General features: G+C 74.0%; 3 protein-coding genes. 1 reads left to right on the top strand and 2 read right to left on the bottom strand.

Annotated features, from left to right (window positions below; translation table 11 throughout):
• Positions 1–83 precede the first annotated feature (83 nt).
• Positions 84–1,433, top strand: a complete 1,350-nt coding sequence (eccD, locus tag IE332_RS23245; RefSeq protein WP_229928843.1) for a type VII secretion integral membrane protein EccD — start codon at positions 84–86, stop codon at positions 1,431–1,433.
• Positions 1,434–1,502: 69 nt separating this feature from the next.
• On the opposite strand, the gene IE332_RS23240 is transcribed toward eccD, so the two are convergent.
• Both IE332_RS23240 and IE332_RS23235 read right to left on the bottom strand, forming a co-directional pair.
• Entirely contained in the window at positions 1,503–2,132 is a 630-nt protein-coding gene (locus IE332_RS23240) for a type VII secretion system-associated protein (protein WP_189919680.1), read from the bottom strand.
• Between the two features lie 49 nt (positions 2,133–2,181).
• Complete coding sequence (locus tag IE332_RS23235; RefSeq protein ID WP_229928848.1) at positions 2,182–25,152, bottom strand: scabin-related ADP-ribosyltransferase; 22,971 nt, start codon at positions 25,150–25,152, stop codon at positions 2,182–2,184.
• Positions 25,153–25,206 lie beyond the last annotated feature (54 nt).

Genomic DNA, 25,206 nt, shown 5'->3' with positions numbered 1-25,206 from the left:
GAAGCGGTGCGCGCAGGCCGAGAGCAGCACCACCGAGCCGGAGGACAGGCGTGAGCAGCAGTGTCGTCGCAGGACTGTGCCGATTGAGGTTCCACGCGCCGGAGGCGGTCTTCGAACTGTCCGTCCCGGCCGACGTGCCGCTGGCCGACCTGCTCCCCGCGATCCTCGGCCACGCCGGGCCCGACCTCGCCGAGGAGGGGCTGGAGCACGGCGGCTGGGTGCTGCAGCGGCTCGGCGAGGACCCGCTGGACGAGGAGCGCAGCGCCGAGTCCCTGGGCCTGCACGACGGTGACGCGCTGTACCTGCGGGAGCGGCACGGGACCCTGCCGCCGGTGCACTTCGACGACCTGGTCGACGGCGTCGCCACCGGCATGAACGAGCGCGGCGACACCTGGCGCCCGGGCCTGACCCGGATCCTGGCCCTGGCCCTGGCGCTGACCGCGCTGGCGGCCGGCTGGGTGCTGCTGGCGCTGCCCGGTCCGGCCGCGCCGCGCGAGGCGGCCGCGGCGGCCGTCGCGCTCCTGCTGCTGCTCGGCGCCGCCAGCGCCTCCCGGGCGATGGCCGACGCGGGCGCGGGCGCCGCGCTGGGCGCCGCCGCCGTGCCGTACCTGGCGCTGGCCGCGCTGCTGCTGCCGAGCGGGCCGGGCGGTGACGACCTGCTCGGCGCCCGGGTGCTGGCGGCCTCCTCGGCCGGGGCCGGGGTGGCGGTGCTGGCCCTGGCGGCGGTCGGCGCGGCGGCGCCGCTGTTCCTCGGGGTGGCGCTGGTCGCGCTGCTCGGGGTGGTGTCGGGGGTGCTGGTGCTCGCCGGCCTGACGCCCGCCCAGCTGGTCGCGGTGGTCGCGGTGGTGGCGGTGCTGGTCGGCGCCTTCGTGCCGTCGACGGCGTTCCGGCTGTCCGGGTTGCGGCTGCCGATGCTGCCGCGCAACGCGGAGGAGCTGCAGGAGAACATCGAGCCGGTCCCGGCCGAGGCCGTCCTGCCCCGCGCCCTGGTCGCCGACGACTACCTGATGGCCCTGCACACCGCGGTCGGCCTGGTCTGCGCGGCCTGCCTGGCCGTCCTGCCGTTCGCGGACGGCTGGGCCGGGCCCGCCGAGGCCGCCGCCCTGAGCCTGCTGCTCCTGCTGCACGGCCGGGCCGTCGGCAGCATCCGCCAGCGCCTGGCCGTCCTGCTGCCCGGTGTGCTCGGCGCCCTCGTGCTGCTCACCCGGGCCGCCACCACCGCCTCGGCGACCGGGCGGCTCGCCCTGGTGGGCGGCCTGCTGACGGTGGCCGTCGCGCTGCTGGTCGTCGCCTGGACGGTGCCCGGCCGCCGGCTGCTCCCGTACTGGGGGCGCCTCGCCGACATCCTGCACACCCTGTGCGCCCTCGCCCTGCTGCCGCTGGCCCTCCAGGCCTGCGGCGTCTACCACGCGCTGCGCGGGCTCGCGGGCTGAGCCCGACAAGCGTGAGGGCCCGCCACCGTGACGGTTGGCGGGCCCTCTCGTCGTCCCCGGGCGGGGGCGTCAGTCGAACGGGCGCGGCGGGTGCGCCGGCTCCCCCGCGCGGTCGCGGGCGTCGAGGGCGGACCAGAGCGCACCCGGATCCAGCCGCATGGCCGCCGGGGCACCGGGGTTGACCACGATCCCGAGGCCCGGGGGCAGCCGTTCCAGCAGCGTGCCGGGCCCGATCACCGCGTGGTCGGGGTTCCCCGCCGCCTCCAGCCAGGACCGCGCGGAGTACACCACCACCGCCGGCGCGCCGTCCGGGAGCCCGAACCCGCCGACGCCGCCGGACCCGTCCAGCAGCACGGCGAAGCGGGCGGCGGCCAGCGCGCGGTAGACGTCCTCGGCCGGCCCGTACCCGGTCGCGGCCAGCTGGACGGCCGCGTCCACCGGGTCGGTCGGCGCCGGCCACTCGCGCGCCAGCGGCGAGGGACGGTACTCCCCGTTCTCCGCGAACTCCTCGACCGAGCCGTCCTCCCCCGCGCGCCACCGCCCGATCACCGCCCAGTCCGGCGGCTCCCCCTCGCCCCGCCAGTACGGGTCGACCAGCCCGATCCACTGCCCGGGGGCGGCCTTCGCGGCGGCCAGGATCCGCTCGGGCACCGGCGGCGCGGGAACGGGCCCAGTGCGGCCCTGGTCGGAAGCGGTCATCGCGGTCCTCTCGGTCTTCCCGGTCTTCTCGGTGGGGTGGGGGCGGGGATCAGTCACCGTAGTCCTCGAACTCGTCGTCGGAGTACACGGGCGGGTCCTCCAGCTTGCCGTAGACGATCCACTGGCTCTCCGGCGGCACCGGCTCCTCCCCGTCGTCCAGGGGCCGGTTCAGGGGGACGAGCGGCGGGATGATCCGGGTGGGGACCCAGCGCAGGCCGCCCCCGAAGAGGATCTCCAGCTCGTCCGGGCTCTCCGAGAGCCCCGGCAGGTAGGCGCCCCTGGAGTTCTCCGGCACGAACAGGTGCATCCGGATCAGCCGTTCGGCGAAGGACGGGTGCAGGTGGCCCCCCACGGTGGCGGAGACGTAGGTGGGCTCCTCGACGAACTGGTCGTACCGCAGGTTCTCCGGGTGCCGGCGGAGCCCGATGAACGGCGCGCCGCGGCTGACGAGGAGGGGGGTGGTCACCGGGCACTGCTCGATGGCCTCGTCGATGGCGGTGATGTGCTCCTGGATCGCCTCGCCGTGCGGCAGCGCCGTCGCGATGTCCAGCTGGGGGTTCACGGCCCGCGCCATCTGGGCCTGCTTGACCTGGAAGTACGAGAGCTCGTCGGCGGCGTCGCCCTCGCCGTCCTCGCTCGGCTGCGTGTAGAACTCCAGGGACTCCTTGTGGTGGGGTTCCAGGTCGACGACGTTCTGCGTCATCTCCGCCAGTGCCTCGTCCCGGGCCTCGGCCTCGTGCGGCTGGTAGCCGATCCGGCGCAGGAACTCCACCTCCGCGTAACGGGCCTGGAAGTCCCGGGGCATGGCGTGGAACTGCTGCGGGGTCAGCTCCCAGCCGCCGTTGGCGAGGAACCCCTCGGCGGCCTGGTGGCCGGTGATGCCGTGCTGCTGCCAGAGGCCGGTGTTGAGCCAGGCCGCGGACGGCGGCAGCTGGCCGCCGCCGGTCGGCGGCACGGCGCTGTTGTCCGAGTCGGAGCCCACCGCGAGGTCGTTCAGCACGTTCGCGATGTCGTCGACCGAGTGGTCGCTCGCCGAGTCGCTGTCGGTCGAGTGCTCGGCCTCCGCGTCAGTGGCGTCCGCGTGCTCGTCCGAGTGCTCGTCGGCGTGCTCGTCGGCGGTCTGGGCGGTCAGCACCCGCTCCCGCATCAGCTCGACCTGTTCGAAGTCGCGGTGGCTGGGCCAGTACGCCTCGTTCGGGATGAAGACGACCTCTTCGGCGTACACACCCGTCGCCGGGTCCAGGGGGACGTCCTCCACCAGCTCGACGCCCACGACGTACTGCGGGTCGATGCCGCCGGGGAACGCGACCTCGTTCTCCAGCTCCGTGAGGCCCGGCTGCTCCAGCGTGGCCCGGACGTCGATGCCGCCCGGCGCGTCGATCACGTAGCGGCGGTGGGTGCCCCAGTCCACGTGCTGGGCCCGGTCGGAGCGGGTGGTGCTCACGAAGGAGGACGCCTCGTTGTTCCCCACGTAGTCCCGCAGGTCGACGTGGCGGTTCTCCTGCCTCGGCGCCAGGCCCTGCTCGAAGACGTGCTCGTAGTCCTGCATGCCCGGCCGCTGCCGCTCCCAGCGGTACAGGAGGCCGAGGTCGTGGCGCCACATCGGCGGGGTGCTCTGCTCGGCCAGCAGCTCGGCCACGTCGAGGTCGCGGTCGGTCGCGAGGGGGCGGGCGGGCAGCTCCGGACCGGCCAGCGCCTCCTGCGGCGGCGGCACCGCGTACCGGGGCTGCGGGAGGTCGGGGTCGACGCGGACGCCCCGGTCTGCGAGGACGTCGGCCAGCAGGCGGTACCCGGGCTCCTGCGACTGCGACTGCGACTGCACGTGCTGGACCAGCTGCCCGTCCACGTAGTGGAGCTGCTGGCCGTCCGTCAGGTAGTGGACCTCGACTCCGTCGTGAAGGTAGTGGACCTGCTCTCCCCCCGGGAAGAAGTGGATCTCGACGTCGTCCGGGTAGCGGTGGACCACGCGGTCCGCGTACTCCTCGACCACCGGGCCGGCCTGCTCCTGGCCCTCGCCGTGCTCGCCGTTCCACATGTTGTCCAGCGCGTCACCCGCGGGGCGCGGCCCATTGGTCGGGCCACCGGATGAGGGCCCCGACGGCGGTGGCGTGCCCGGGGTGTCGCCGGCGGGGTCCGGGTGGAAGGTCCGGAACAGCCCGGACGAACCGTCCGGGGCGGCCTTGACGTACAGGGCGGCGGTCGACGGACCGTCGGGGCCGGCGGGCCTGCCGCTGACGCCGGTGCGGCCGGTCGGGGCGTGGACGGGCAGTCCGGTCTGCCGGGCGACGGCCTGGGCGTGCTCGGCGGACTCGCAGCTGAGCAACGTGATCGAGGCCGGCCTGCCGTCGACCGGGTCGTGCGCGTCGGCGGCCTTCAGGGCCAGGTCGGCGAGCTTGCGCTTGAGCAGCCCGCCGACCTCGGTGCCGGTGACCCCGTGGGCCTTGGTGCCGTCGGCCAGCGGGAGGTCGAACCCGTGCGGTCCGGCGTGGGCGGCGAAGAAGTAGGTGTGCTTCCCGTCCCACGGCACCCGCTGCGGCGCACCGGTGGCGACGCCGTCGGCGGAGCGGGGGACGAAGGTGGTGACCTCGCTCAGCTCGGGGTAGAGCGCCGACCGCGACGCCCAGTCACCCTCGTCGAAGAGCGCCTGTCCGCGCTCCCGGCCGGTGGCGTCGGTGATCGGGTGGGTGAGCAGCTGCCCGTCGGGGACGGTCCGGCCGTCGTCCAGCCGTACTCCGCCGGACGGCGGCGCGGGCTGCTCGGTGCGGTCCGGACGGGTGCCCGGACCGGCGGTGCCGGCAGTGTCGTCGGTGTGCGCGGTGTGCGCGGTGTGCGCGGAGTTGTCGGTGTGCGCGGTGTCGTCGGTCCCGGAGGTGTCCTCGGCCGGCTCCTCGCGCGCCTTGAGCCGGACGTACGGGACGCCGTCCTCCGCCTCCAGGAGCGTGCGCTCGGTGACCCGCATCCGGGCGCCGGGCAGGAAGAGGACCTCGTCCTCCGCCATGTGCGAGGAGAACGGCGCGATGTCGCGGCCGTTGACGCCGGTGGCCTCCACCTCCAGCAGGACCCGGTACTCCGTCGTCCCGTCGTACTTCCGCATGAAGACCAGCGAGGTGTTCTCGTTGCGGCTGAAGCTCGCGAAGGTGCGGTGCAGGATGACGTCGCCGCCGTAGTCCGGTCCGGCCGGGCGGCCGTTCGGCCGCGACGGGTCGACCAGGGTGCCGTCGCCGCGGAACAGCGTCCCCGTGGACGCGGGCAGCAGCTCCAGGGCGTCCGCCAGCAGGTGGCTGTGCAGCGCCATCTCCTTCTGGATGGCGCCGAGTCGCTCGTCGGTCAGGGACCTGGCGAGGGTCCACGGGTCGGTGCGCCCGGACGTGCCCTCGGCCTGCCGCGCGAGGTCCTCGATCGACTTCGGGAGGGCGGTCCCGTCCTTGTAGTGCTTGGCGATCAGTGTCGCGATCTTCTCGCGGAGCGCGGGTACGGCGCCGGGGCCCGGGTTCTTCAGCAGCACGTTGATCAGCGAGTAGGCCGGCCCGGTGTAGGTGTAGAGCGCCACGAAGTGGGCGTGGCCGAGCCGGTCGGTCACCTCCTTGGCGTTCTCGACGCCGTTACGGGCCATCCAGTCCTGGTAGGCGGGCACACCCTGCGCGGGGGCGGGCTCGGTCTCCGCCAGCATCTCCCGGCGGTTCGTCGTCTCCGCGAGGACCGCTCCGTCGACCTCCCGCGAGGTCGCGGCCCAGTCCAGGTAGGCGCGCTCGTGCGGCAGCCCGTCCGTCAGCGCCGCGGGCGCGGGGTGCTCGGAGACCGGACCGATCGGGCTGCCGTCCCAGCTCTCCACCGGCGGGCGCAGCTCGTACAGCGGCACTCCCGGCAGGTCGCGGTACAGCCCGGTGCCGTCGGCGTGCCCGTGCTCCGGGAACGCCCCGGCGAGCTTCATGCCCGCGACCACCTCGTGCAGCGAGTGCCCGCCGTCCGGCAGCAGCCAGCCGTACAGGGCCCGGGCGAACGGCTCGGGCTCGGCGCCGCCGAGCTTCCGGTAGGCGTCCATGGCCTCGGCCGCGGCGCGGGAGACCCCGGCGACGGTGCGGATGCCCCGGCCCGCGAGGTCCGCGTGCCAGGCCTCGTCGGCCTGCGGGACCTCGGGGCGGTCGGCGCGGAAGCGGGCGGCGGCCCGCTCGTGGAACGCCCGCATCACCTCGGGCAGGCTCCCGTCGGTGAGGAGGCCGGCGGGCTCCTCCGTCCCGGTCTCCTCGGCCACCCGGCGCAGCGCCTCGCGGGCCGCGTGGAGCGCCCTGGGGTCTCCGGCGGCCCAGGTGCCGAGCGCCTCCTCGAAGTCCTCGGCGTGGGTGCGGTAGCCGGGTTCGTCGAAGACGGTGTGCCGCACCGCGGCCGCCACGGGGGGCGTGACGACGGGCGCGAGGGTGAGCTCCTGGAACGGCAGCGCGTCGGGGCCGGGCCCGTCACCGGGGTGCTCCCCCGGCGGGGTGTGCTGCTGGTCGAGGACGGGGGTCTCGTGGCCGAAGCTCACCGCGCCGGTGAGCCGGCCGTGGAGGCGGTACTCCTCGACGGTCGGGTACTCGGCGCCGGCGTGGTCGCCCGTCAGGTAGGGGCCGAGCACCTGGGTCTCGGTGTCCCGGGCGATGCGCAGCCAGGTGCCGCCGGGGACGACGACCGGCCGACCGGACGCGGTCACGCCCACGTCGGAGGCGACCACCAGGTGGCCGGGACGCCCGGGGTCCACCGCGCCGTGCGCGTCGCGCGCCGGGGTGAACCAGACCCGGCCGTCGGCGGCGTAGGCCACCGCCTCGTGCAGGCCGGCGTCCCAGACGAACTGCATGACCTCCCGGACGTACTCCCGGTTCGGTACGGGGTTGAGGTCGCACCCGACGAAGCGCAGCGGCTTCACCCCGTCCCAGGCGTCGGCCTCGTGGAGCTTGAGCAGTCCGCGCGCGATGTCCGCCGGCGCGACCGTGACGTGGTCCAGGACCGGTACGCCGCCGGAGGTGTGCATGGCCAGGGTGAGGTAGGAGGCCGCGTCCGGGAAGTGCGGGAACACCGACTCGGTGAGCGTGCGCCAGTCGTCGCCCCGGCCGCCCACCCAGTAGAGGTCCGGCCGGTCCAGCGGGAGCAGTTCGGAGGCCGGGGCGTTCCCGGGGTCGCGCCAGGCGTGCTCCAGCGCGCCGACGGTCACCGCGTGGCCCGGTCGCTTGAGCCCGTCGACCAGGGTGACCAGGTGCTCCAGGTCGGCAGCCGCGACCTCGTCGCCGTTCGATCCGCGCAGCTTCCGGACGTAGTCCTCCAGGTGCGCCTTGGTGACCGGGTGGCCCGCCGGTACCGGCAGGGCCTCGCGGACCAGGTCGGCGGTGCGGCGCACCCGGGTGAGGCCGTCCAGGGTGATCCGGTCCGCGCCCCGCAGTTCCAGGGCGAGCTTCGCGGTGTGCCAGGCGTTGGTGCTCGCGTCGCGGCGGGCCGCCTCGCCCGACAGCAGCTCGCCGAACCGGCCGGAGAGCGGGCGCCGGTGGTCCGCGCCGATGTGCTCGGCCAGCGGCCACAGGTCCTCGTGGGTGCGCAGCACCGGGATGTTGGCCAGCTCGGCCAGCTTCTCGTGCAGCTTCAGGTCCTCGGGAGTGGCCTTCGGGAACGCCTCCGGCACCGGCCGCTCGGTGAGCTCGATCTGCTCGAAGTACTCCCGGGACGCCGGGTCGAGGACGATCGTCCGGTCACTGAGGTCGAAGGTGCTGCCGGGGCGGAGCAGGACCTCGTGCTCGCCCTGCTGGTGCGAGAACGGCTGGATGTCGAAGCCGCTGCCGCCGCCGTCCACGGTGTAGTGCACCAGGGCGGGGTGGGTGATCGCGAGCTGCGGTCGGGTCTGCATGAAGTTCCGGGCGACGTTCCGTTCGGTGCTGGTGCTGACGAAGTCGCGGTTGCGGTAGGTCGACCCGGCGTAGGTCGGCGACAGCCTGCTGCCGATCGCGTTCAGCGGGCCCACCACCCGCTCGCCGCGCCAGAGTTCCCCGCTCCAGGCGGGCAGCTTGGCCAGTGCCTCGTTCAGCAGCTCGGTGTGCACGAGGAGTTCACGTTCGATCCGGGGGAGCTGCCGCTTCACGGCGGGCCGCAGGGCCTTCCGGTCCGCCTCGGAACGGGCGTGCGGCGGCTGGGTGAGCAACGGTTCGAGCACCGGGTCGTGCCGGAGGACGGACGGCAGGAGCTGCGGGAACCCGTTCTCCAGCAGCCGGTTGATCTGGTACTCCAGCGCGGTCCGCCGGCTGAGCGGGCCGAACCGCAGCATCACGTTGATCAGCGCGTGGGAGGGACCGCTGTAGTACGCGAGCGCGTCGAAGTGCGCGGGGGTCAGCCGGTCGAGCACCTCGTGGGCGGTCATCGGGTTGCGGCCCAGCCAGCCGACGACCGGGGCCGGGACACCGGCCTCGCCGTCACGGGCGGCCTGGAACGCCGCCCGGTTCGCCCGCGAGGCCGCCGCCGTCACGTCGGACCAGCCGCCCTCGGCGCGCGGCGTGGACATCAGCTCGTGGTAGGCCGCCTCGTGCGGCAGCATGCCGTCCTCGCCGAGCGCGGCGCGGACCTCGTGCTGCGGGATGCCGGGGATGTGCTGGTACATCGAGGACACGTCGCCCAGGGCGTGCGCCGGGACCGGGGGCAGGTCGCCCAGCAGCTCGGCGCCCTTGAGGATCTCGTACAGCGAGTGGTCGCGCAGCGGCAGCATCCAGCCGGCCAGGGCCAGCAGCATGTCCTGCGGCCGGCTGTCGCGGACGTCGAGCAGCCGGAAGGCGTTCAGCATCTTGGCCGTGGTGGCCGAGATGCCCGTGCTGACCGGCATGTTCTTGTCGAGGTGGGCCTCGCCGTACCAGGCGGACTTCTCGTTCATGGTGTTGAGCGAGTGGCCGGACTTCCAGCCCAGCGGGGCGTCGCCGCCGTCGTGCTCCTGGAACGTCAGCTCCCTGGGGCTGAGCGGCATGCCGTGCTCGGCGAAGTGCGCCGCCGTCAGGTCGTTCAGCGGCTCCGGGCGCCGCACCCGGGCGTCCAGGCTGGACAGGTACTCCTTGCCGGCCTTGAGCGGCTGTGCGCCCTGCTTGATGACGACGCCGGTGCCGAAGTGGTCCTTGGTGAACATCGAGTCCAGGCCGGGCACCTTGCCGAGGACGGTGACCAGGCCGCCGTTGAGGAAGTCCGCCTGGGTCTTCAGCTCGCGCAGGTCCAGGCCCATCGCCTCGGCCCGGGCGGAGCCGGCGTCCCCCGACTCCAGCAGCGCCTGCAGCACCTTCTTCAGTCCGTGGTCGGAGTCGTTGATGTACGCCGCGTTGTAGAAGGCGGTCATCAGTTCGCGGGTGTTGCCGGTGTCCACCATGGTCCGGAACTCGGCCAGGGTGAGGTCCGTGCCGACCTGGCCGGCGGAGCCCTTGTCGTCCCGGAGGAAGACCTTGTACAGCGTCTCCTGGCCGACGTCCGGGTGGGCGGCCCGCAGGGCGTCGTAGAGCCGCTGCACGGCGTTGCGGGCCGCGGCCCGCGCCTTGGGGTGGTGGTACGCGTAGGCGCCCAGCTTCGCCTCGAAGGCCTCGGCCCGCTGCCGGTGCTCCGGGGTGGCGTGGAGCGCCTGCTTGGGGTCGGTGCCGAGCGGCTGGAGGCCGCGCCGGTCGGTGATCGGGTGCTCGGGCGTGGCCTCGGCCAACGGGTGCGGGTCGTGCAGCGCCGGGCCGTGGACCGCGACGACCTGGACGACGGGCCCGTGCACGGCCTCGCCGGCGCCGACGCCGGCGCCCTCGTTCGCCGGCCCGGCCTGCTCGTGCTGGGGACCGGCCTGCTCGTTCGCGCCGGCCGGGGGCACCCGCAGGTGCAGCCATTCGCCGCCCGGCTCCACCCGGGGCCGGCCGGCGGCGTCCCAGCCGACGTCCCGGCTGACCACCAGGTGCGTACGGCCCTGGTGCGGGGCCACCCAGAGCTTGCCGTCGGTGACGAACGCGTCCAGTTCCGCGTCCGGGAGCCGTTCGCGCAGTGCGGTCAGCACCTGCTCGGCGTAGGCCCGGGCGTCGCAGGCGGCGAACCGCAGCGGCCGCCCGTCCCACTCGCCGCTGCGGTGGAGCTCCGCCAGCCGGTCGGCCAGCGCGTCCGGGTGCAGCGTCCCGCCGTTCCAGCCGGGCGCCCCGTCCTCGGTGACGGCGTGGTAGGCGATGGTGAAGTAGCGCGGGTCCTGCTGGATCCAGCGCACGTTCCGCTCGACCTGCTCGCGCGCGGCGGGGGCGGCCGTCGGGTCGTGCAGCACGTGCACGCCCCCGTCGTGGTGCGGGGTCAGCGCACGGGCCACCTGGACCGCGAGCGGGAGGGCCTGCGGCAGGGCGTGGCCGCCGGGGTGGTCGGGCGTGAACTGCGTCCAGTGGTCGGCGGGCGAGAGGCCCAGGGTGGTGTGGGCGTGCGGGATCTCCAGCTCGATCGGCACCAGGCCGACCGGCGACCCGTCGCCGCCGAGCTCCCGCGCCGTACCGGTGTCGCCGTTGCGGAGGTCCAGTTCGACCTTGACGTAGCCGGTGTACCGGGCCATCGGGGTGGCCGCCTTGGCGTTGGCCACGGTGCGGCCGCCGGCCTCGGTGACCACGCCCGCGCGCTGCCGGTGGGTGACCCCGCCGAGCAGCGAGGCGGTGCCCTCGACGTTGCCGCCGAGGTCGCCCTGGGCACCGGCCTGGGCCCGGACGTTCCACTGCCGCCCGGTCAGCCGGGTGCTCCGATGGCCGCCGCCCGACTCGTTCGCCGGGCTGAGCGCCGCCGCGGCGTTGTCCCCGTGGTACTCCAGCTGGACGAGGGAGAGCCGGACGGTCACCTCGGCGTCGTCGACGAACCAGCGCCGGCCGACCGACGGGGTGGCAACCGGCCGCTGCTGCCCGGCCGGCCCGGTCGCGGGCGCCAGCAGCGAGGAGAGCTGGGCGTGGCTCAGGCCCGCGCTGACGATAGGTTCCAGCCGCTTCCAGGTGCCCTCGCCGAAGAACCGCGGGCCCTCGATCCGGAGCAGGGCGCGCAGGCCCGAGGTGTCGCCGGCCCAGCGCAGCACGTCCCCGGGGCGCAGGCCGGAGGTGAACACCTCGGCCGGCGGCACCCGCACCTCCCGCGCGGCGACCACGCCCTGCCGCTGCCCGCGCGCGGTGGGCCCGTCGGCGGCGCGGTCGCGCTCGGTCAGCACGTCGGCGTGGACGACGGTCTCCGCGACCGTACGGCGCAGCCGCCACTGCGGGACGACGGCGTTCCCGGCCTCGGCCAGGCCGTGGACGGCCGCGCGCAGCCCGGACCGCGGCGGCTGGACGGGGGTCGGCACCGGCCGCCCGTCGCCGGGCAGGTGCACCGCGGGCCGGCGCTCCATCAGCACGGACAGCCGGACGTCGGCCCGGTGCGCCTCGGCCGCGACCTTGGACTTGACGGCGGCCCCGGTCACCAGGACGTCCCGGCGGTGCTCCAGCGTGTCCTGCCGGCGGGTGTGGGTGACACCGCCGCCGGCCACCACGGCCACGCCGGCGCCCAGCGGGTCGGTCGTCGCCAGCACGGTGACGCCGACCGAGTCCGCGTGCCCGCTGCCGGAGTTGGTGCCGACCTCGGAGCTGGTGAAGGCGGTCTGGGCGCCCGCGCCGATGTTGAACTCGACCTGGGGGGCGTCGCCGGACTTGGTGATCCGGTCCACCGAGGCGGTGATCCGCACGGTGCTGCGGCCGTGCGTCAGGACGATCTCGTGGCCGGAGGTCATCGGCTTCAGCAGCGGGTGCAGCCGGTCGAAGTCGAGGGCTTCGAGGAGCTTGGCCCGCATCCCCGTCCAGTCCCGCCCGAGGACCGCCCGGCCCCGGTCCTCCAGGCTCGTGACCACCCGGGTCACGGCTCCCGGCCCGGTGTGCACCAGGCCGTTCCCGCCGTCGAGGTGGATCCGGGTGACGATGTCGGAGGAGCCGAACCGCCGGTCCGGCAGGTGCCGGACGGGCGGGCCGTCGACGACCGGCGGCCGGACCACCTCGCGGTGCGGCGCGGCGATCACGACGGGTGCCACCGCGGTGGTCCCGGCCAGCGGCCGGTGGAGCAGGTCCGGGGCGAAGCGGATCGTGAACGCGGCGTCGCCGTCGAAGAGTTCGGCCGTCTCGGTGCTCTTGCCGCGGCTGTTGGTGCCGCCGGTGCGCTCGATGGTGAGGCCCCGGACGCCGTCCCGGGTGCGGGCGTACTCGCCGGAGACGCTCACGTGCGGGACGGTGCCCTTGAGCGAGAGGCCGCCGCGCCAGCGGCTCATCCGGTCCCAGCTGTAGCCGACCGTGGTGCGCTGCTGGCTGCCGAGCTCGAACTCGAACCCGTCCACCGTGCGCCGGTGCCGCAGGGCCAGCGGGGCGACGGAGACCTCCACCGTGCCCTTCCAGTTCCCGGTGTCCACGGCGAGCACCATCCGGCCGCCCCGGCTGAGCCGGGACAGCGAGGCGGTCAGGCCCGCCGTGTCGAGCTGCGCGGCGAGCCGGGCCGAGGCCCGGGCGCTCACCGGGCCGGCCGTGGCGAGGACCCGCTCGACCTCGCTCAGCACGCTCGGGCCGCGCCGGCCGACGCTCAGCACCACGTCGGAGTGGCCGAGCCGGTCGGGCACGCGCAGGTGCGCGGGGGGCTGCCCGGCGGCGGCCGGCTGGACCGGAGGCTGCGGACGCGCCCCGTCCAGCCGGGGCGCCACCCCGTCGAAGGGGTTGGCGATGACCCGGCTGCCGCGGGCCCGGGGCTCGGTGTGCGCCTGCTCCATGCTCAACGAGGCGTCCAGCCGGACCGGGTCGCCGTGCGGCTTCCCGTTCACCGTCAGGTGCAGCTCGAAGGTCGCGTCGTAGAGCACCTGCGCGCTGCGGTACTTGCCGTTCGCGTAGCTCTTGGCCGAGTCGCCGCCCCGCCAGCCGTCCCGGTCGCGCACCTCGTGGGTGACCGTGGCGGTGCCCTGGAGCGAGTCCTGGAACGGCTTGCCGTTCCCGTCCAGGACGTCCTCCCGGGTGTGCACCGGCCCCTTGCCGAAGCCCTGCGCCGTGACGTTGCGGCTGTCGGAGTTCAGGAACCGCTGCGAGGCGAAGGTGGTGCTCTCCCGGACCGGGTTGAGGTCCGCCGAGGCCTGCTCCCGCCGGTAGGTCAGCGCGGTGGCGTGCGCGGTGACGCCGATGCCGAGCTTGCTCAGCGCGCCGAGCGTGACCGCGGGGGTGCGCAGCGGGACGTCGTGGGTCATGCCGACCAGGTGGGCGCCGACGGCGGACTGCGAGAACGCCCGCAGGACGTCCTGCCGGACCTCGCGCCAGGCCTTCTCGCCCAACTGGGCGCGGCCGATCTCGTCCAGCCGCGCGTGCAGCGGGGCGACGCTGTGCACGTCGCGGACGACGGTGGTGACGGGCAGCCCGGTGTACTCGGCCGCGCCGTGCCAGATGCCGGTCGGCGGGTGCGGGACCAGGGTGCCGGGCGGCAGCGCCGTGGACTCCTGGTGCGCGACGGGGCCCGCCTGCTCGTGGCCCGCCTGGTCCCCGCCGGCGTGGACGGGGGCCTGGACGGTCTCCGAGCGGTCGACCACCACCCGGAACCCGAGCCCGGCGTCCACCGTACGGGCCTGGACGGTCTGCGGCCCGCGGCGCCGGGCGCCGAACTCGACCTCGATCCGCGCCTCGCCGTCGAACACCGCCGCCGTGGACTTGACCTTGGTGCCCAGCCCCAGGTCGTCGCCGCCGCCGTGCAGCCCGACCTTCTCCCGGCCGGTCCTGGCACCCGCGCCGGCCCCGCCGCCGCCGTTCTTGGCCGATCCGCTCGCGCTCAGCGGCAGCGGGAACTGCCACCCCGAGCTCCTGGTGGACTGCTCGACGTGCGTACGGGAGGTGCCGGTGGCGATGTTGAACTCGGTGGTCGGCAGGTCGGCCGTGTGCTCGATCCGGTGGATCCGGGCGTTCTTCAGGGTGAGGACCGTGCTCGCCCCGAGGAGGCCGTCCAGCTCGACGGTGCGGGTCTCGCCCGACATCAGCGCCTTGAGGTCCTGGTGCAGCGTGCCGAGGTCGATCTCCTCGATCAGCTTGGCCTTCAGCGCGGGCCAGTCGCCGCCGAAGTGCTCGGCCGCCTGCTCCTCGAAACCCGCGATGAACCCGGTCATGCCCTTGGCCTCGGGCCGGGGCGCGTTCAGGTCTCCGAGCGGGATCCCCGCCTCGGTCTCCACCGGCGCCGGCCGGTGCGGCACCGCCCACACGTCGGTGACGATGTGCGAGCCGGCCAGCCGCCCGCCCGCCCGCGAGCCGGGCGGCGGCAGCAGCGGCGGTCCGTCGAGCGGCAGCGGCCCACCGGTCTCCCGGAGCGGGACGGCGACCTGCGCCGTCACGTCCACCGGCCCGACCGGCCGCGGCACGGCCGCGCCGGGCACCTCCGCGCCGTGGTGGACGAGGTCCAGGAACGACACCGTCAGGTGGAACCCGGTGTCGTACAGGGCGGCGGTCTCCACCGTCTTGCCGCGGGCCACCATCCGGCTGGCCTGCGCGTCGGTCACCCCGTGCTGCCGGCCGTGCTGGTAGCCGGCGGTCTCGGTGAGGTCGGCGGGCTTGCCGAACTTGAACTTGCCCTGGGCGGCGGCGTTCAGCTGCCAGAGCCGGTCCTTGGTCACGCCGACCGAGGTCTGCCGCTCCGAGCCGTACTCGAACTCGAAGTTCTCGGCCGTCCGGACGAAGCTGCTGCGGCCGACCTCGGCCTCCATCCGCACGGTGCCGGACCAACTGCCCACCGAGAACGGCACGTCCCACCGCTCGCCGCGGGACAGCGCGGCAAGCTTGGCCTGCAGCGTCTCCGCGCCGAACAGGCTCTCGGCGAGCGTCCTGGCCGCCGGCTCCTCGCCGTGCAGCACCTGGCTGAACCGCCGGGTGAGCTGGTCCAGGATCTGCGTACGGGTGCTGCCGAGCCCGATCAGCACGTCCGAGGCGGCCAGGCCGTGCTCGTCGATCCGCGGCGGACGGGCGGGCCCCACCGGGCCCTGGACGACGTGCCCGCCGTCCGCCTCCACCACGGTGTGCCCGGGCTGCGGCACATCCTCGCCGGTGTGCATGTCCTCGCCGGTGTGCACGGACGCGTCGTCGTGCTGCGACGCGACGTCCTCGTGCACCTCCTCGATCCCGTCGTGGTTCGGCGGGACGTCGTCGCGGGCGAACCTCAGGTCGCCGGAGAGTTCCGTGACGACCTGGTGGGGATCGACCTGCTGGTAGCCGCTCGCGGACAGGTCGACCGCGTAGTTCTCCTGCGCCCGGGCGGCCCCCGTGACGTAGGGGTGGATCTCCAGCCACACGCCGGCTCCCTTGGCGATCACCGGGAATCCGCCGGCGTCGAACCCCACCTTGGCCGCCGCCACGAAGGCCCGGCCCCCGGTCGGCTGGAGCTGCTCGTCGGCGTGAGCCGCCGGGACGGGCGCGAACCAGACGTCCTGCCTGGCCGCCCGGATCCTGATGTTCAGGCCCGCGTTGTGGAGCTCCCGCTGAATGGACCGCAGGTAGTTGCCACGGTCGGCCTCGGCGAGGCGGCACGCGTCGAACTCGATGTCCTTCCGACCGTCCCAGTGCCCGTCCCGCTGCAGCGACTGGATCATGGCGCGCATCTCCGCGGGGGCGGGCCGGTATCCGCCGACCGTGGGGTACCCCTCGTGGTCGGTGTGCACGACGATCCGGAACCAGGCGTCCGACTTGCTGAGGAACCCGAACTCCGGCAGCGCACTGCCGTCCAGCACCCATCCGTGCTTGCCGCCCGCACCGTCGTGGAGCGGCCGGCCGGGATCGGACCAGTGCGCGACGGTCATCACGAGCGGCCCGGTGTGCGGCGGCGCTCCGGCCCCGACGGCGTTCCCCGCGGGCAGGCCCGCGTTCTGCGGCGCCACGTTCTGCTGCGGGTCCACCCCGGCCTGGTCGAGCGCGGCGTGGTCGGCCCAGAAGTTCGGCGGGGCGGTGCCGCCGCCGACCGGCAGGGTGTGGAGCGCCGGACCCGCGATGTCGCCCTTGGCCACCGGGTTGACGGTGAACTGGGTGAGCTCGCTGTCGAAGTAGGCAGGAGTGCTCTCCGGGGGCACGCCGTACTTCAGCCGGATCCACGTACCGGGGTCGGCGTACACGGTCTCCCCGGCTCCGTTGACACCGGCCTGCTCGGCGGCGACGACGTGCCAGGTGTCGAAGTCCGTCCGGACGAGCCAGACCTTCCCCCGCGCCGCGTACGCGGTGATCCGGTGGTCCATCCGCCACAGGTGCTCGAGGACCTGTTCGGCGAACGGCCGGTGGCCCTCCGGGTACAGGTCCGTCGCGAGCAGGCGCAGCGGTGTGCGGGCGGGGTCCCACCCGCCCTCGGTCGTCAGCTTGTAGACGGCGTGCGCGACCTCGGCCGGGGTCAGGGGGGCGCCGCCCAGCCGGGGCACACCGTCGACGGTCGGCATCAGGACGCTGAAGTGGTCCCCCCCTTGGAACACGCTCGCCCTCAGGGCCCGCGCGACGGCCACGTGGTTCGGGGAGGCGTCACCGAGCAGGTGCACGGCCTGTCCGACCTGCTCGGTGGTGGCCAGGTCCGCCGCGGCCAAGGCCCTCCGGAGCTGCTCCATCGCCGTGCCGTGGTCGGTGTACGTGATGTCCCGGGCGACCGCCACCAGCCGGCGGAGATCGCGCTTGTGGGCCTCGGTGTTCTGGGTCACCTGCATGGAGAACAGGTGCAGGTCGTCGAGGGTGATCCGGCGGTCGGGCGGGAACCTCAGTTCGGTCCGGGCGAGTGTCACGACCAGCGAGACGTCGGTGAGTTCGGCGCGGCTGGTACCGGCCGCCCCGTGCAGGGTGGCGACGATCCTGGCCGTGTCCCAGGCGTGTTCGGTCGCCCGCCGGACCAGGACCGGGTCGGGCGTGGTCGCCTCGGCGCCGTCGGCGCCCGGCATTCCCCGGTGGGCGCCGATCGCCTTCGCCAGCGGCCACAGGTCCTTGGCGTACCGCAGGTCGGTCCCGTTGCCGAGGCGGGTCAGCTCGGACCTCAGCTCCTCGTGCAGCTTCCGGGGCCACTCGGGCGACCCCTCCGGCCACTCGAACGGTCGCGGTGCCCCGGTCTCCACCTGGTCGACCCGCTCGTACGGTCCGGTGTAGGAGGATCCCCTGCCGATGTGCGTGGACGTGAAGACCGCTCCCGGCTTGACCAGGATCTCCTGTTCCTCGAGCAGGAAACGGGAGAACGGCGTGATGTCGACACCGCCCTCCCCCGCCAGTCGGATCCGGCGGAGGACGCGGTGGGCCAGCCAGTACTTGGTGAGCTCCCGGTCGGGCAGCAGGAACCTCTCCGCCGTCTCGACGAGTCGGCTGGTGCTCAGCAGCGCCGCACTGCTGTGGGTGCTCCCCGCCCCGGTCCCGGCCAGGAGCATTCTCTCCAGGCCGTCCAGCCGGCCGGGCGCCCATTCGCCGCGGTAGACGACCCCGGTCGCGCCCGGCAGCTTGTCCAGCGCCTCCACGATCATCTCGGCGTGGATCCGGAACTCCGTCTTCAGGGCCGGAAGCATCGCCATCGCCATCGCGGAGACCCGCGCGGACTCCTCGGCCGTCCGTGCCTGCGGACCGCTCGCGAGCAGCGGCCCGAGGACCTGGTGGTCCCGGAAGACCGAGGGGAGGTTGTCCACCGGCCCCTTCAGCAGGTTGTCGATCTGCTTGCCGAGCGCGTAGTCCAGTGTCACCGCGCCGTCGTGCGTGAGCAGCACGTTGATCAGCGGGTACGCCGTCCCGGTGTAGATGTTGAGGGCCTCGACGTGGGCCAGGCTCAGCCGCGCCCGGAGCTTGGCGGGCGTCAGCCCGATGGTGCCCAGCCACTCCCGCTCGTGCGGGAGGAGATTGGCGGTGTTGTCCGCCGTCATGCGCGCCCACACCACGGCCACCTGGGCCAGTTCCGCCTCGTGGTACCCGCCTTGGTCGCGCGGCCGGCTGACCAGCTGGTGGTAGACCGACTCGTGCGGGAGCATCACGGACGCCTCACGCAGCGTGCCCTCGGGCAGGCCGGGCACGTGCCGGTACATGACGGCCGCCTCGGTCAGGGTGTCGGCCGGCACCGGCGGGAGCTCCCGGGCCAGGTCGGCGCCCTTGAGGATCTCGTAGAGCGTGTGGTCGCCGAGCGGCAGCATCCAGCCGACCAGGGCCAGCAGCATGTCCTCGGGAGAGACCTCGGGGACCTTCAGCGCCTGGAACGCGGTGAGCATCTTGGCCGTCGTGGCCGACAGACCGACAGTGAGGTGCAGTCCCTTGTCGTTGCGGGTCTCCCCGTACCACGCCGACGCCGTGTTGAGCTCGTACCGGGATCCGCCCGGCACCCAGTGGACGCCGCCGGGCGGATTCGTCACCTGGAAGCTGCGCTCGCGCGGGCTCAGCGGCATGTCCCTGTTGATCACCGCCACGTCCACCGGGATCGGGGTCGGGCGCTCCTTACGGGCTTTGGCGCTGCTCTGGAACTCCGTCTGTTCCGTGAAGGTGGCCTTGTGGAAGGTCGCTCCCGTGGCGAAGTAGTCCCTGGCGAAGTAGCTGGCCTTCATGGACAACGTGGAGGACAACCACCGGCTCGGACTGTTGAGGAACTCCAGCCGCTGCGGCACCTGGGGGTTGTCCATGCCGAGCATGGACAGTCGGTAGTCGGCGGACCCGGGCTGACGGTCGGCCAGGTCGTTCAGCAGGTGCTTGAGGGTGAGCGGGGCCGTGTCCTTGTTCCCCTGGGCGTAGGAGGCGTTGAAGAACGCGGTCATCAGCTCACGGAGGTTGCCGTTCGTCTCGATCATCGTGTGGAACTGGTCCAGGGTGAGGTTCTCGCCGACCTGCCCCGCCGAGGTGACGTCTCCGCCCAGGAAGACCTTGTACACCCGCTCACCGGTCGGGTCCTCGTGCGCGCGCTTCAGCACCTCGTACAGCCGGTTCACACTGTTGCGCGCGGCCCGCAGGGCCCTCGGGTCGTCGTAGGCGAGCTTGCCGACGGCCTCCTCGAACCGCCGCACCGCGGCGTCGTACTCGGGCCTCGCGTACAGGTCCTGCCGTCCGACGCCGAACTCGTGGGCCTCCGGGTCCGGCTCGACGATCCGGTGCTCGGGCCCGGCCGGGTGCTCGGGGGCCGGGTGCCCGGGGTTCGTCGGCACCGGAGCGGAGTCCTCGCCGGGGTGGCCGGTCACATGGGTGACCCGCACCTCGGCGTGGTCCGGCGAGGCGGACAGTCGCACCCAGGACCCGCCGCCCTCGACCCGCGGGAGTCCGGCGGAGTCGAAGCCGACCGTGCGGGCGACCACCAACTCGTGCGTGCCGTCGGCCTTCCCGCGGTCCGGCCGCGACCAGAGCGAGCCGCCCGGCGCGTCCACCTGGACCTTCAGCTCGGGCCGCAGCTCCCGCAGCGCGCCGGCGAAGCGGGCGGCGTACGAGTCCGCGCCGCCCCGGCCCGCGTCGCAGCCGGCCAGGCGCAGCGGACGGCCGTCCCACACGCCCCGGTCGTACAGGTCGAGGGCGGCCCCGGCGAGCTCGTGCGGCGTGACGGGCCGGCCGTTCCGGCTCGGCGCGCCGTCGGGGCCGGTGCCGTGGAAGGCGAGGGTGAAGTGGCCCGGGTCGGCCGGGAAGTGGGCGAGCGCCCGCTCGGTGGCCCGGGGGGCGGGCCCGAGGTCGGCCACCCAGTGCACGCCGGGACGGACCTCGGTGGTGTGCACGGCGTCGGCGGACTCGTGCGGGGCGACCGGACCGTGGACGACGGTCGGCGCCACGACTGGTGCCTCGACGTGCCCGGCCGGCGCGGGGGTGTCGTCCGCGTTGCGGCCGACCGTCCGGACCGGCTCGGCGGGAGCGACGGGCTCCCCGGTCTCGGTCGTGGTGCGGGGGTCGTTCCCCTCGTGCGCGGGGTCGTTCCCCTCGTGCGCGGGGCCATTCTCCTCGCGCGGTTCCGCGTCCTCGCGCGGTTCGGTGTCCTCGCGGCTCTCCGGGCGCTCGCGGCGCCCGCCGCCGGACTCGCGCTGGACCGGGGCCAGGACGTCGAGGATCTCGTCGACGGCGCGCTCGCGGCCGCGGTCCTCCGCCTCGTCGAGCCGGGGCTCGTCGGCTCGGGGCTCGTCGGCACGGAGTTCCTCGGGCCGCGTTTCCCCGTCGGCCCGGGCCTCCTCCGACCGGGCCTCCTCCGACCGGGGCTCCTCGCGGCGGGCGAAGGCGTCCTCGTGGGTGCGCTCGTGGCTGCGCCAGGAGACCTCGTCCAGGTGGGCGAGGGTCCACAGCTCGCGGTAGCGGTCGAAGAACTCGTCACCGTACTCGCGCTTGAGCACGGCGGCCCGGTCCTCGGCGAGGACGTGCGGCCGGGCCAGGTCGTCGAAGCCCCGGGCGGCCTCCCGGAGGGCGGGCGCGACCTCCCGCTCGAAGGCGGCGTGCTCGGCCAGTTCCTCGGCCAGCTCGTCCTGGCGGCGGCGCCATTCGTCCCGGCGGGCCGTCAGGTCCTCACGGGTGCGGAACACCTCGTCGAAGGCGCGGCCGGTCCGGTCGGCGTGACCCTCGGTCAGCCGCTCGGCGGCGTGCTCCGACAGGCCGTCGTGGGTGCGGGCCGCCACGTCGGCGGTGGTCCGGGCGACGCGGTGGGACGCCTCGCGGACGGCCCGGTACATCAGCAGGTCGCGGACGTTGCCCGTGTCGGTGAGACCGTCGATCGCGCGCCGCAGGACGTCCGGGCGGTCGGCGTACTCGGTGACCTCGCGGTCCAGGGCCTCGGCGAGGTCCCGGGCCGCGTCCTCCTTCGCCCGGTGGACGTCCCCGGCGGTGACGCCGAACTGCTCCGCGAGAGCGCTGTCCTCGGGCTGCAGGTGCCAGGACCCGGCCGCCTGCTCCGCCTCGGCGAAGGCCCGGCGGATCGCCGCCTCGCGGGCCGCGTGGACGGCGAACTCGTGGGGCAGCCCGCTGATGTGGCCGCCCAGGGCCAGGGTGAACCGCTCGACGGCCTCCGCACGCCCGCGGCGCGGTCCGGCGGAGGGGTCGAGCGGGCCGGCGATCTCGGCGAAGTCCTGGGTGACCCGCTCGCGCAGCTGCTCCTTGACCGCCTTCACGGCGGCGTCGGACAGCTTCACCGGCCCGGTCACCCCGGCGGCGGCCAGCAGCTCGCGGTCGGTCGCCGACAGCCGGTCGTGCCAGCCCGAGTCCCGGGCCGCCAGGTCGGCCAGCCGGTCGGCCTCGGCGAGGGCGCGTTCCCGGTCGGCGCGCACCGCGAGTTCCTCGCGCAGGCGCTCGGTGAGCCGGTCCAGCGCCTCGCCCGCCCGTGCCCTGGCCTCCTCGACGACGTCCTCGGCCTGCCGGACCGGCCCGGCGTCCTCCGCCGGAGCCGCCGTCGGATCGGGGACGTCCTCCGGCCGGGCGTAGAGCCGGGCCGCCTCGTCCTCCGACCGCTGGAGGAACCCGCCCTCGGCGTCCGCCCGGATCGTGCCCAGGCCGGCCTCCGGGATCCGGCTGGGCTCGTGGGTGGGCCGGGTGCCGTCGCCGATGAGCCGCTGCGAGCCCAGGGAGTCCAGCGCGTGGTCGAACCGCTCGCGGGCCATCCGGACGAAGGCCTCACGCACGGCCGCGACGCGCACCAGGCCGTCGAGGTCGGCGAGGATCCGCTCGCGCTCCTGCGGCCGTTCCGCCAGCTCCCGGTACATCAGGTCCCTGGCCCTGCGGCGCACCGCCGCGGGCAGGTCGGCCGGGGCGTGCTCGGGGAAGCGCACGGAGCCCTCGGCGAACTGTTCGGCCAGCCGTGCCTCCGCGCCCTCGTCGTACGCGTGCCCGCTGTCGTCGGGATCCCTCAGGTGCTGCTCGGCCGCGTCGGAGAGCTTCCTCTCGTAGGTGTCCTGGAGGTCCTCCTGGGTCCGCCGCCACCGCGCCTCGCGCTCGCCGTCCGCCTCGGCGCGGACGTGCTCGGGCGCCTCGGTGTAGTGGTACTCGTGCCCGGGCGTGGATCCGCGCGGCGGCGCCTGCTCGGACCGGGGTTCGTCGCCGAACCGCCCGGTGTCGGGCATCGGCTTGTCGACCGCGCCGCGGAGGTAGTTGTCCGGCAGCTTCGAGGGCTTCGTGGTCACGTGCAGCAGGGGTTCGTTGACGGGCCCCTCGGTGGGCTCCTCGGTGGGCGTCGTCCCCTCGACGGGCGGCTTCTGCTCGGCGTTCCCGTTGGTGTACTCGTGCCAGTTGCCGCCACCCTCGACGACCGGGCGGCCTTGCGCGTTGAAACCGACCTTCCGGGCGACGACCAGGTGTCCGCTGCCGACGCCCGGCGCCGTCATCGTCTTCGCGCCGCTGAACCCGGGCACCACCCAGACCGGCCCGTCGGCGGCCCTCGCCCCGAGTCCGGTGAGCCCCTTGACCTGCCAGACGTGCTCCATCACCTCGGCGACGAACTCGACGTGCTCCGCGCCGTTCAAGCCGCAGGCGACGAAGTCGAGGACCTTCCGGCCCTTGAGCTGCCCGTGCTCGTCCAGGGCGACGATGACGTCGGCCACGTCCTTCGGGGACAGCTCGGCCCCGTCGCGGGTCGGCAGGCCGTCCGCGTTGGTGTGCATCACCAGGGCGTAGCGCGCGGCGTCGTCGGGCCGCTGCTTGAGGGCCCGCAGGGCCGCTTCGGAGGGCGGGTCGCCGACCACCCAGGCGTTGCGGTCCTCCCGGGACAGCGGACGGCCGTGCGTCGAGGCCGCGCCGTAGCCGGGCGCCGACGGGTGCTGCATGTGCTGCGTGGTGGAGCCTTCCGGCGCCGGGTGGGTGGCCGGGGCGTCGTTGCCGGACTTGTCGCCCTGCACGGTGTGGTCGATCTGGGTGGTCTGCTGCCGGGGCGGGTCCGGCTCCTCGTGGACGACCGGCCGCTGCTGGTCCTGCCCCTCGTGCTCGCCGGTGGTCGGCACCCGGCCGGGCGTCTCCGCCGCGGAGCTCGTGGCGTGCGCGGGGGGCGTCACGGGCTCGGCGGACTCCTCCGGCGTCCGCTTCGGTCCCGTCTCCTCGCCGCCGACCGTCGAACTCCGCTTCGGCGGCTCGGGCGTGGAGGTGTCGGAGGACTTGGGCCCGCCGGAGGGGTTCTTCGCCCCGTCGTCCCCGCCGGTCATCTTCGTCCGGTTGCCCGCCGGGGGCTCCGCGGCCGTCTTGTCCCCGCTGCTCCCGCTGCTCCCGTTGTTCCCGCTGTTCCCGCTGTTCCCGGACGACTTGGAGGAACCGTCCGAGTCCGTCTTCAGGTTCTGCGGCCGGGCGCCGTCGAGCGGGCCGGTCCCGTGCTCGTTGTCGCCGACGAAGATCCCCTTCGGCGGCCCGCCGACGCCGCCGCCTCCCTCCGGGCGGGAGACCCAGAGCGAGGTCGGGTGGCCCATCAGGTTGGAGACCACGGCCAGCGGGAAGCGGGCGTAGTTGGGAAGGTGCAGGTCCTGGAGCTTGAGCCGCAGCGGGCCGCCGGCCATGTGGCCCAGGTGGCCGAGCGCGCCCATCGCGACGCCGCCGTAGAAGCTCTCGGCGGAGACGGTGAACTTGTGGTCCTCGCCGAAGGTCAGGTTGTAGCTGCCCTCGGTCAGGATGTTCTGGACGCCGCCCTTGAGGTAGCCGCCGACGCCCTCGCCGAGCCGGAACAGGAACTGCCCGGCGGTCTGCGGGTGCAGGCCGTCCATCAGGCCCACCGCGCGCTGGGCGAGGTCCTGGGTGGCCTTGACCGTCTCCTTGAGGTGCTGCTCCTCCGCCCTGAGGAAGCCCAGGTCCTTCAGCCCGCTGTCCAGCGAGCTGCCGCTGAGGTGCTTCAGCTCGTTCTGGACCTGGCTGATGTTCTTGACCACGGCGTTCAGGTCCGCCTTGATCGCACCGAACTCGACCTTGCCACTGGCCTCGGCCAGTGTCCTCACCAGCTTGTTGAAGGTGCCGAGGTCGATGGCGTAGCGGGCGCCCTCGCTGGCGAGCCGCGAGGCGAGCAGGCGCCCGGCGGCGTTCGAGAGCTGCGGGTCGATGCCCAGCTTCACGAGCTCCTGCTCGAAGGTCTCGCCCATCTGCTTGGTGAGCGTCTCGACCTTGGTGAGCTTCTCCTCGACCTCCTTGCCGACGTCCTTGGTGACGTTCTTCTCCAGGTCCTTCGCCACGTCCTTGGTGACGTTCTTCTCCAGGTCCTTCGCCACGTTCTTCGTGACGTTCTTCCCGAGGTCCTTGACGGCGTTCTTCTCGACCTGCGCGATGGCCTGCTTGAGGGTGAGGGTGGCGTCGTTGCGCAGCAGCGTGACGACCTGCCTCAGCTCGGCCGTCCCGAGCGACTTCAGCTCGTTCTCCGCGAGGTTCTTGAGGTCGGCGCCGGCCAGCGCCTTGAGGTCGGCCTGCAGGTCCTTGCTGAGGCCGCGGCCGAAGATCCGTCCGAAGGCCTTGCCGAGACCGAAGGTGAGCAGCTCCAGCGGGCCGGTGAGCAGGCCGTTGATCGCGCCCATCTCGATGGCCTGGATGAAGGACTCCTTCTCCCAGTGGTCCTTGTGGCCCTTGCCGATCTGGATGCCCTGGATGATCCCGTCCATCACCATGCCGGTGGTGATGGAGAGGAACTCGTGCAGGAGGAGCTGCTTGAACAGCCAGATGAAGATCTGCTTGATCAGCTCGCCGGTGATCTTGTACGCGGCGAAGACCTCCGCGATCGAGCCGCCGAAGGTGATCGGCAGCATCGCGATGGCCCAGGCGATCTGGGCCACCAGCTGGATCAGCTGGGCGATGATCATCCACTTGGCGTACTCGACCTGGTTGGCCACCTTGTGGGCGAAGTCCCCCAGCTGCTTGGCCACTTGCCCGGCAGAGGTGACGTAGTCGGAGCCGCCGGTGCCGCCGATCAGCTGGTTCATCTGGGCCACGAAGGCGTCGGCCGCCTCGCCCTCGAAGCTGTCCTTGCAGACGGCGACGAGCTCCACCAGGTAGGCACGCAACTCGGGGACCTTGCCGGCGATCACCAGGTAGTCGTCGCCCGCGGTGCGCAGCTTGTCCTCGTCCGCCTCCGGCCACTTCATGCCGGTCACGATCCCGAAGAACTTCGCCAGGCCGGGCGGCAGCATGATCGACACGGGGGTGACTCCTGGCGGTGGTAGAGCGGGGGATCGGGGGTGCGC

The organism is Kitasatospora xanthocidica (assembly GCF_014656195.1).
Classification (GTDB): Bacteria; Actinomycetota; Actinomycetes; order Streptomycetales; family Streptomycetaceae; genus Kitasatospora; species Kitasatospora xanthocidica.
This window is presented reverse-complemented; position numbering and strand designations above follow the sequence as displayed.

Coding starts and splice junctions, on each gene's coding strand:
- IE332_RS23240 (WP_189919680.1), bottom strand. CDS start 2,132: ATGACCGCTTCCGACCAGGGCCGCACTGGGCCCGTTCCCGCGCCGCCG.
- IE332_RS23235 (WP_229928848.1), bottom strand. CDS start 25,152: ATGCTGCCGCCCGGCCTGGCGAAGTTCTTCGGGATCGTGACCGGCATG.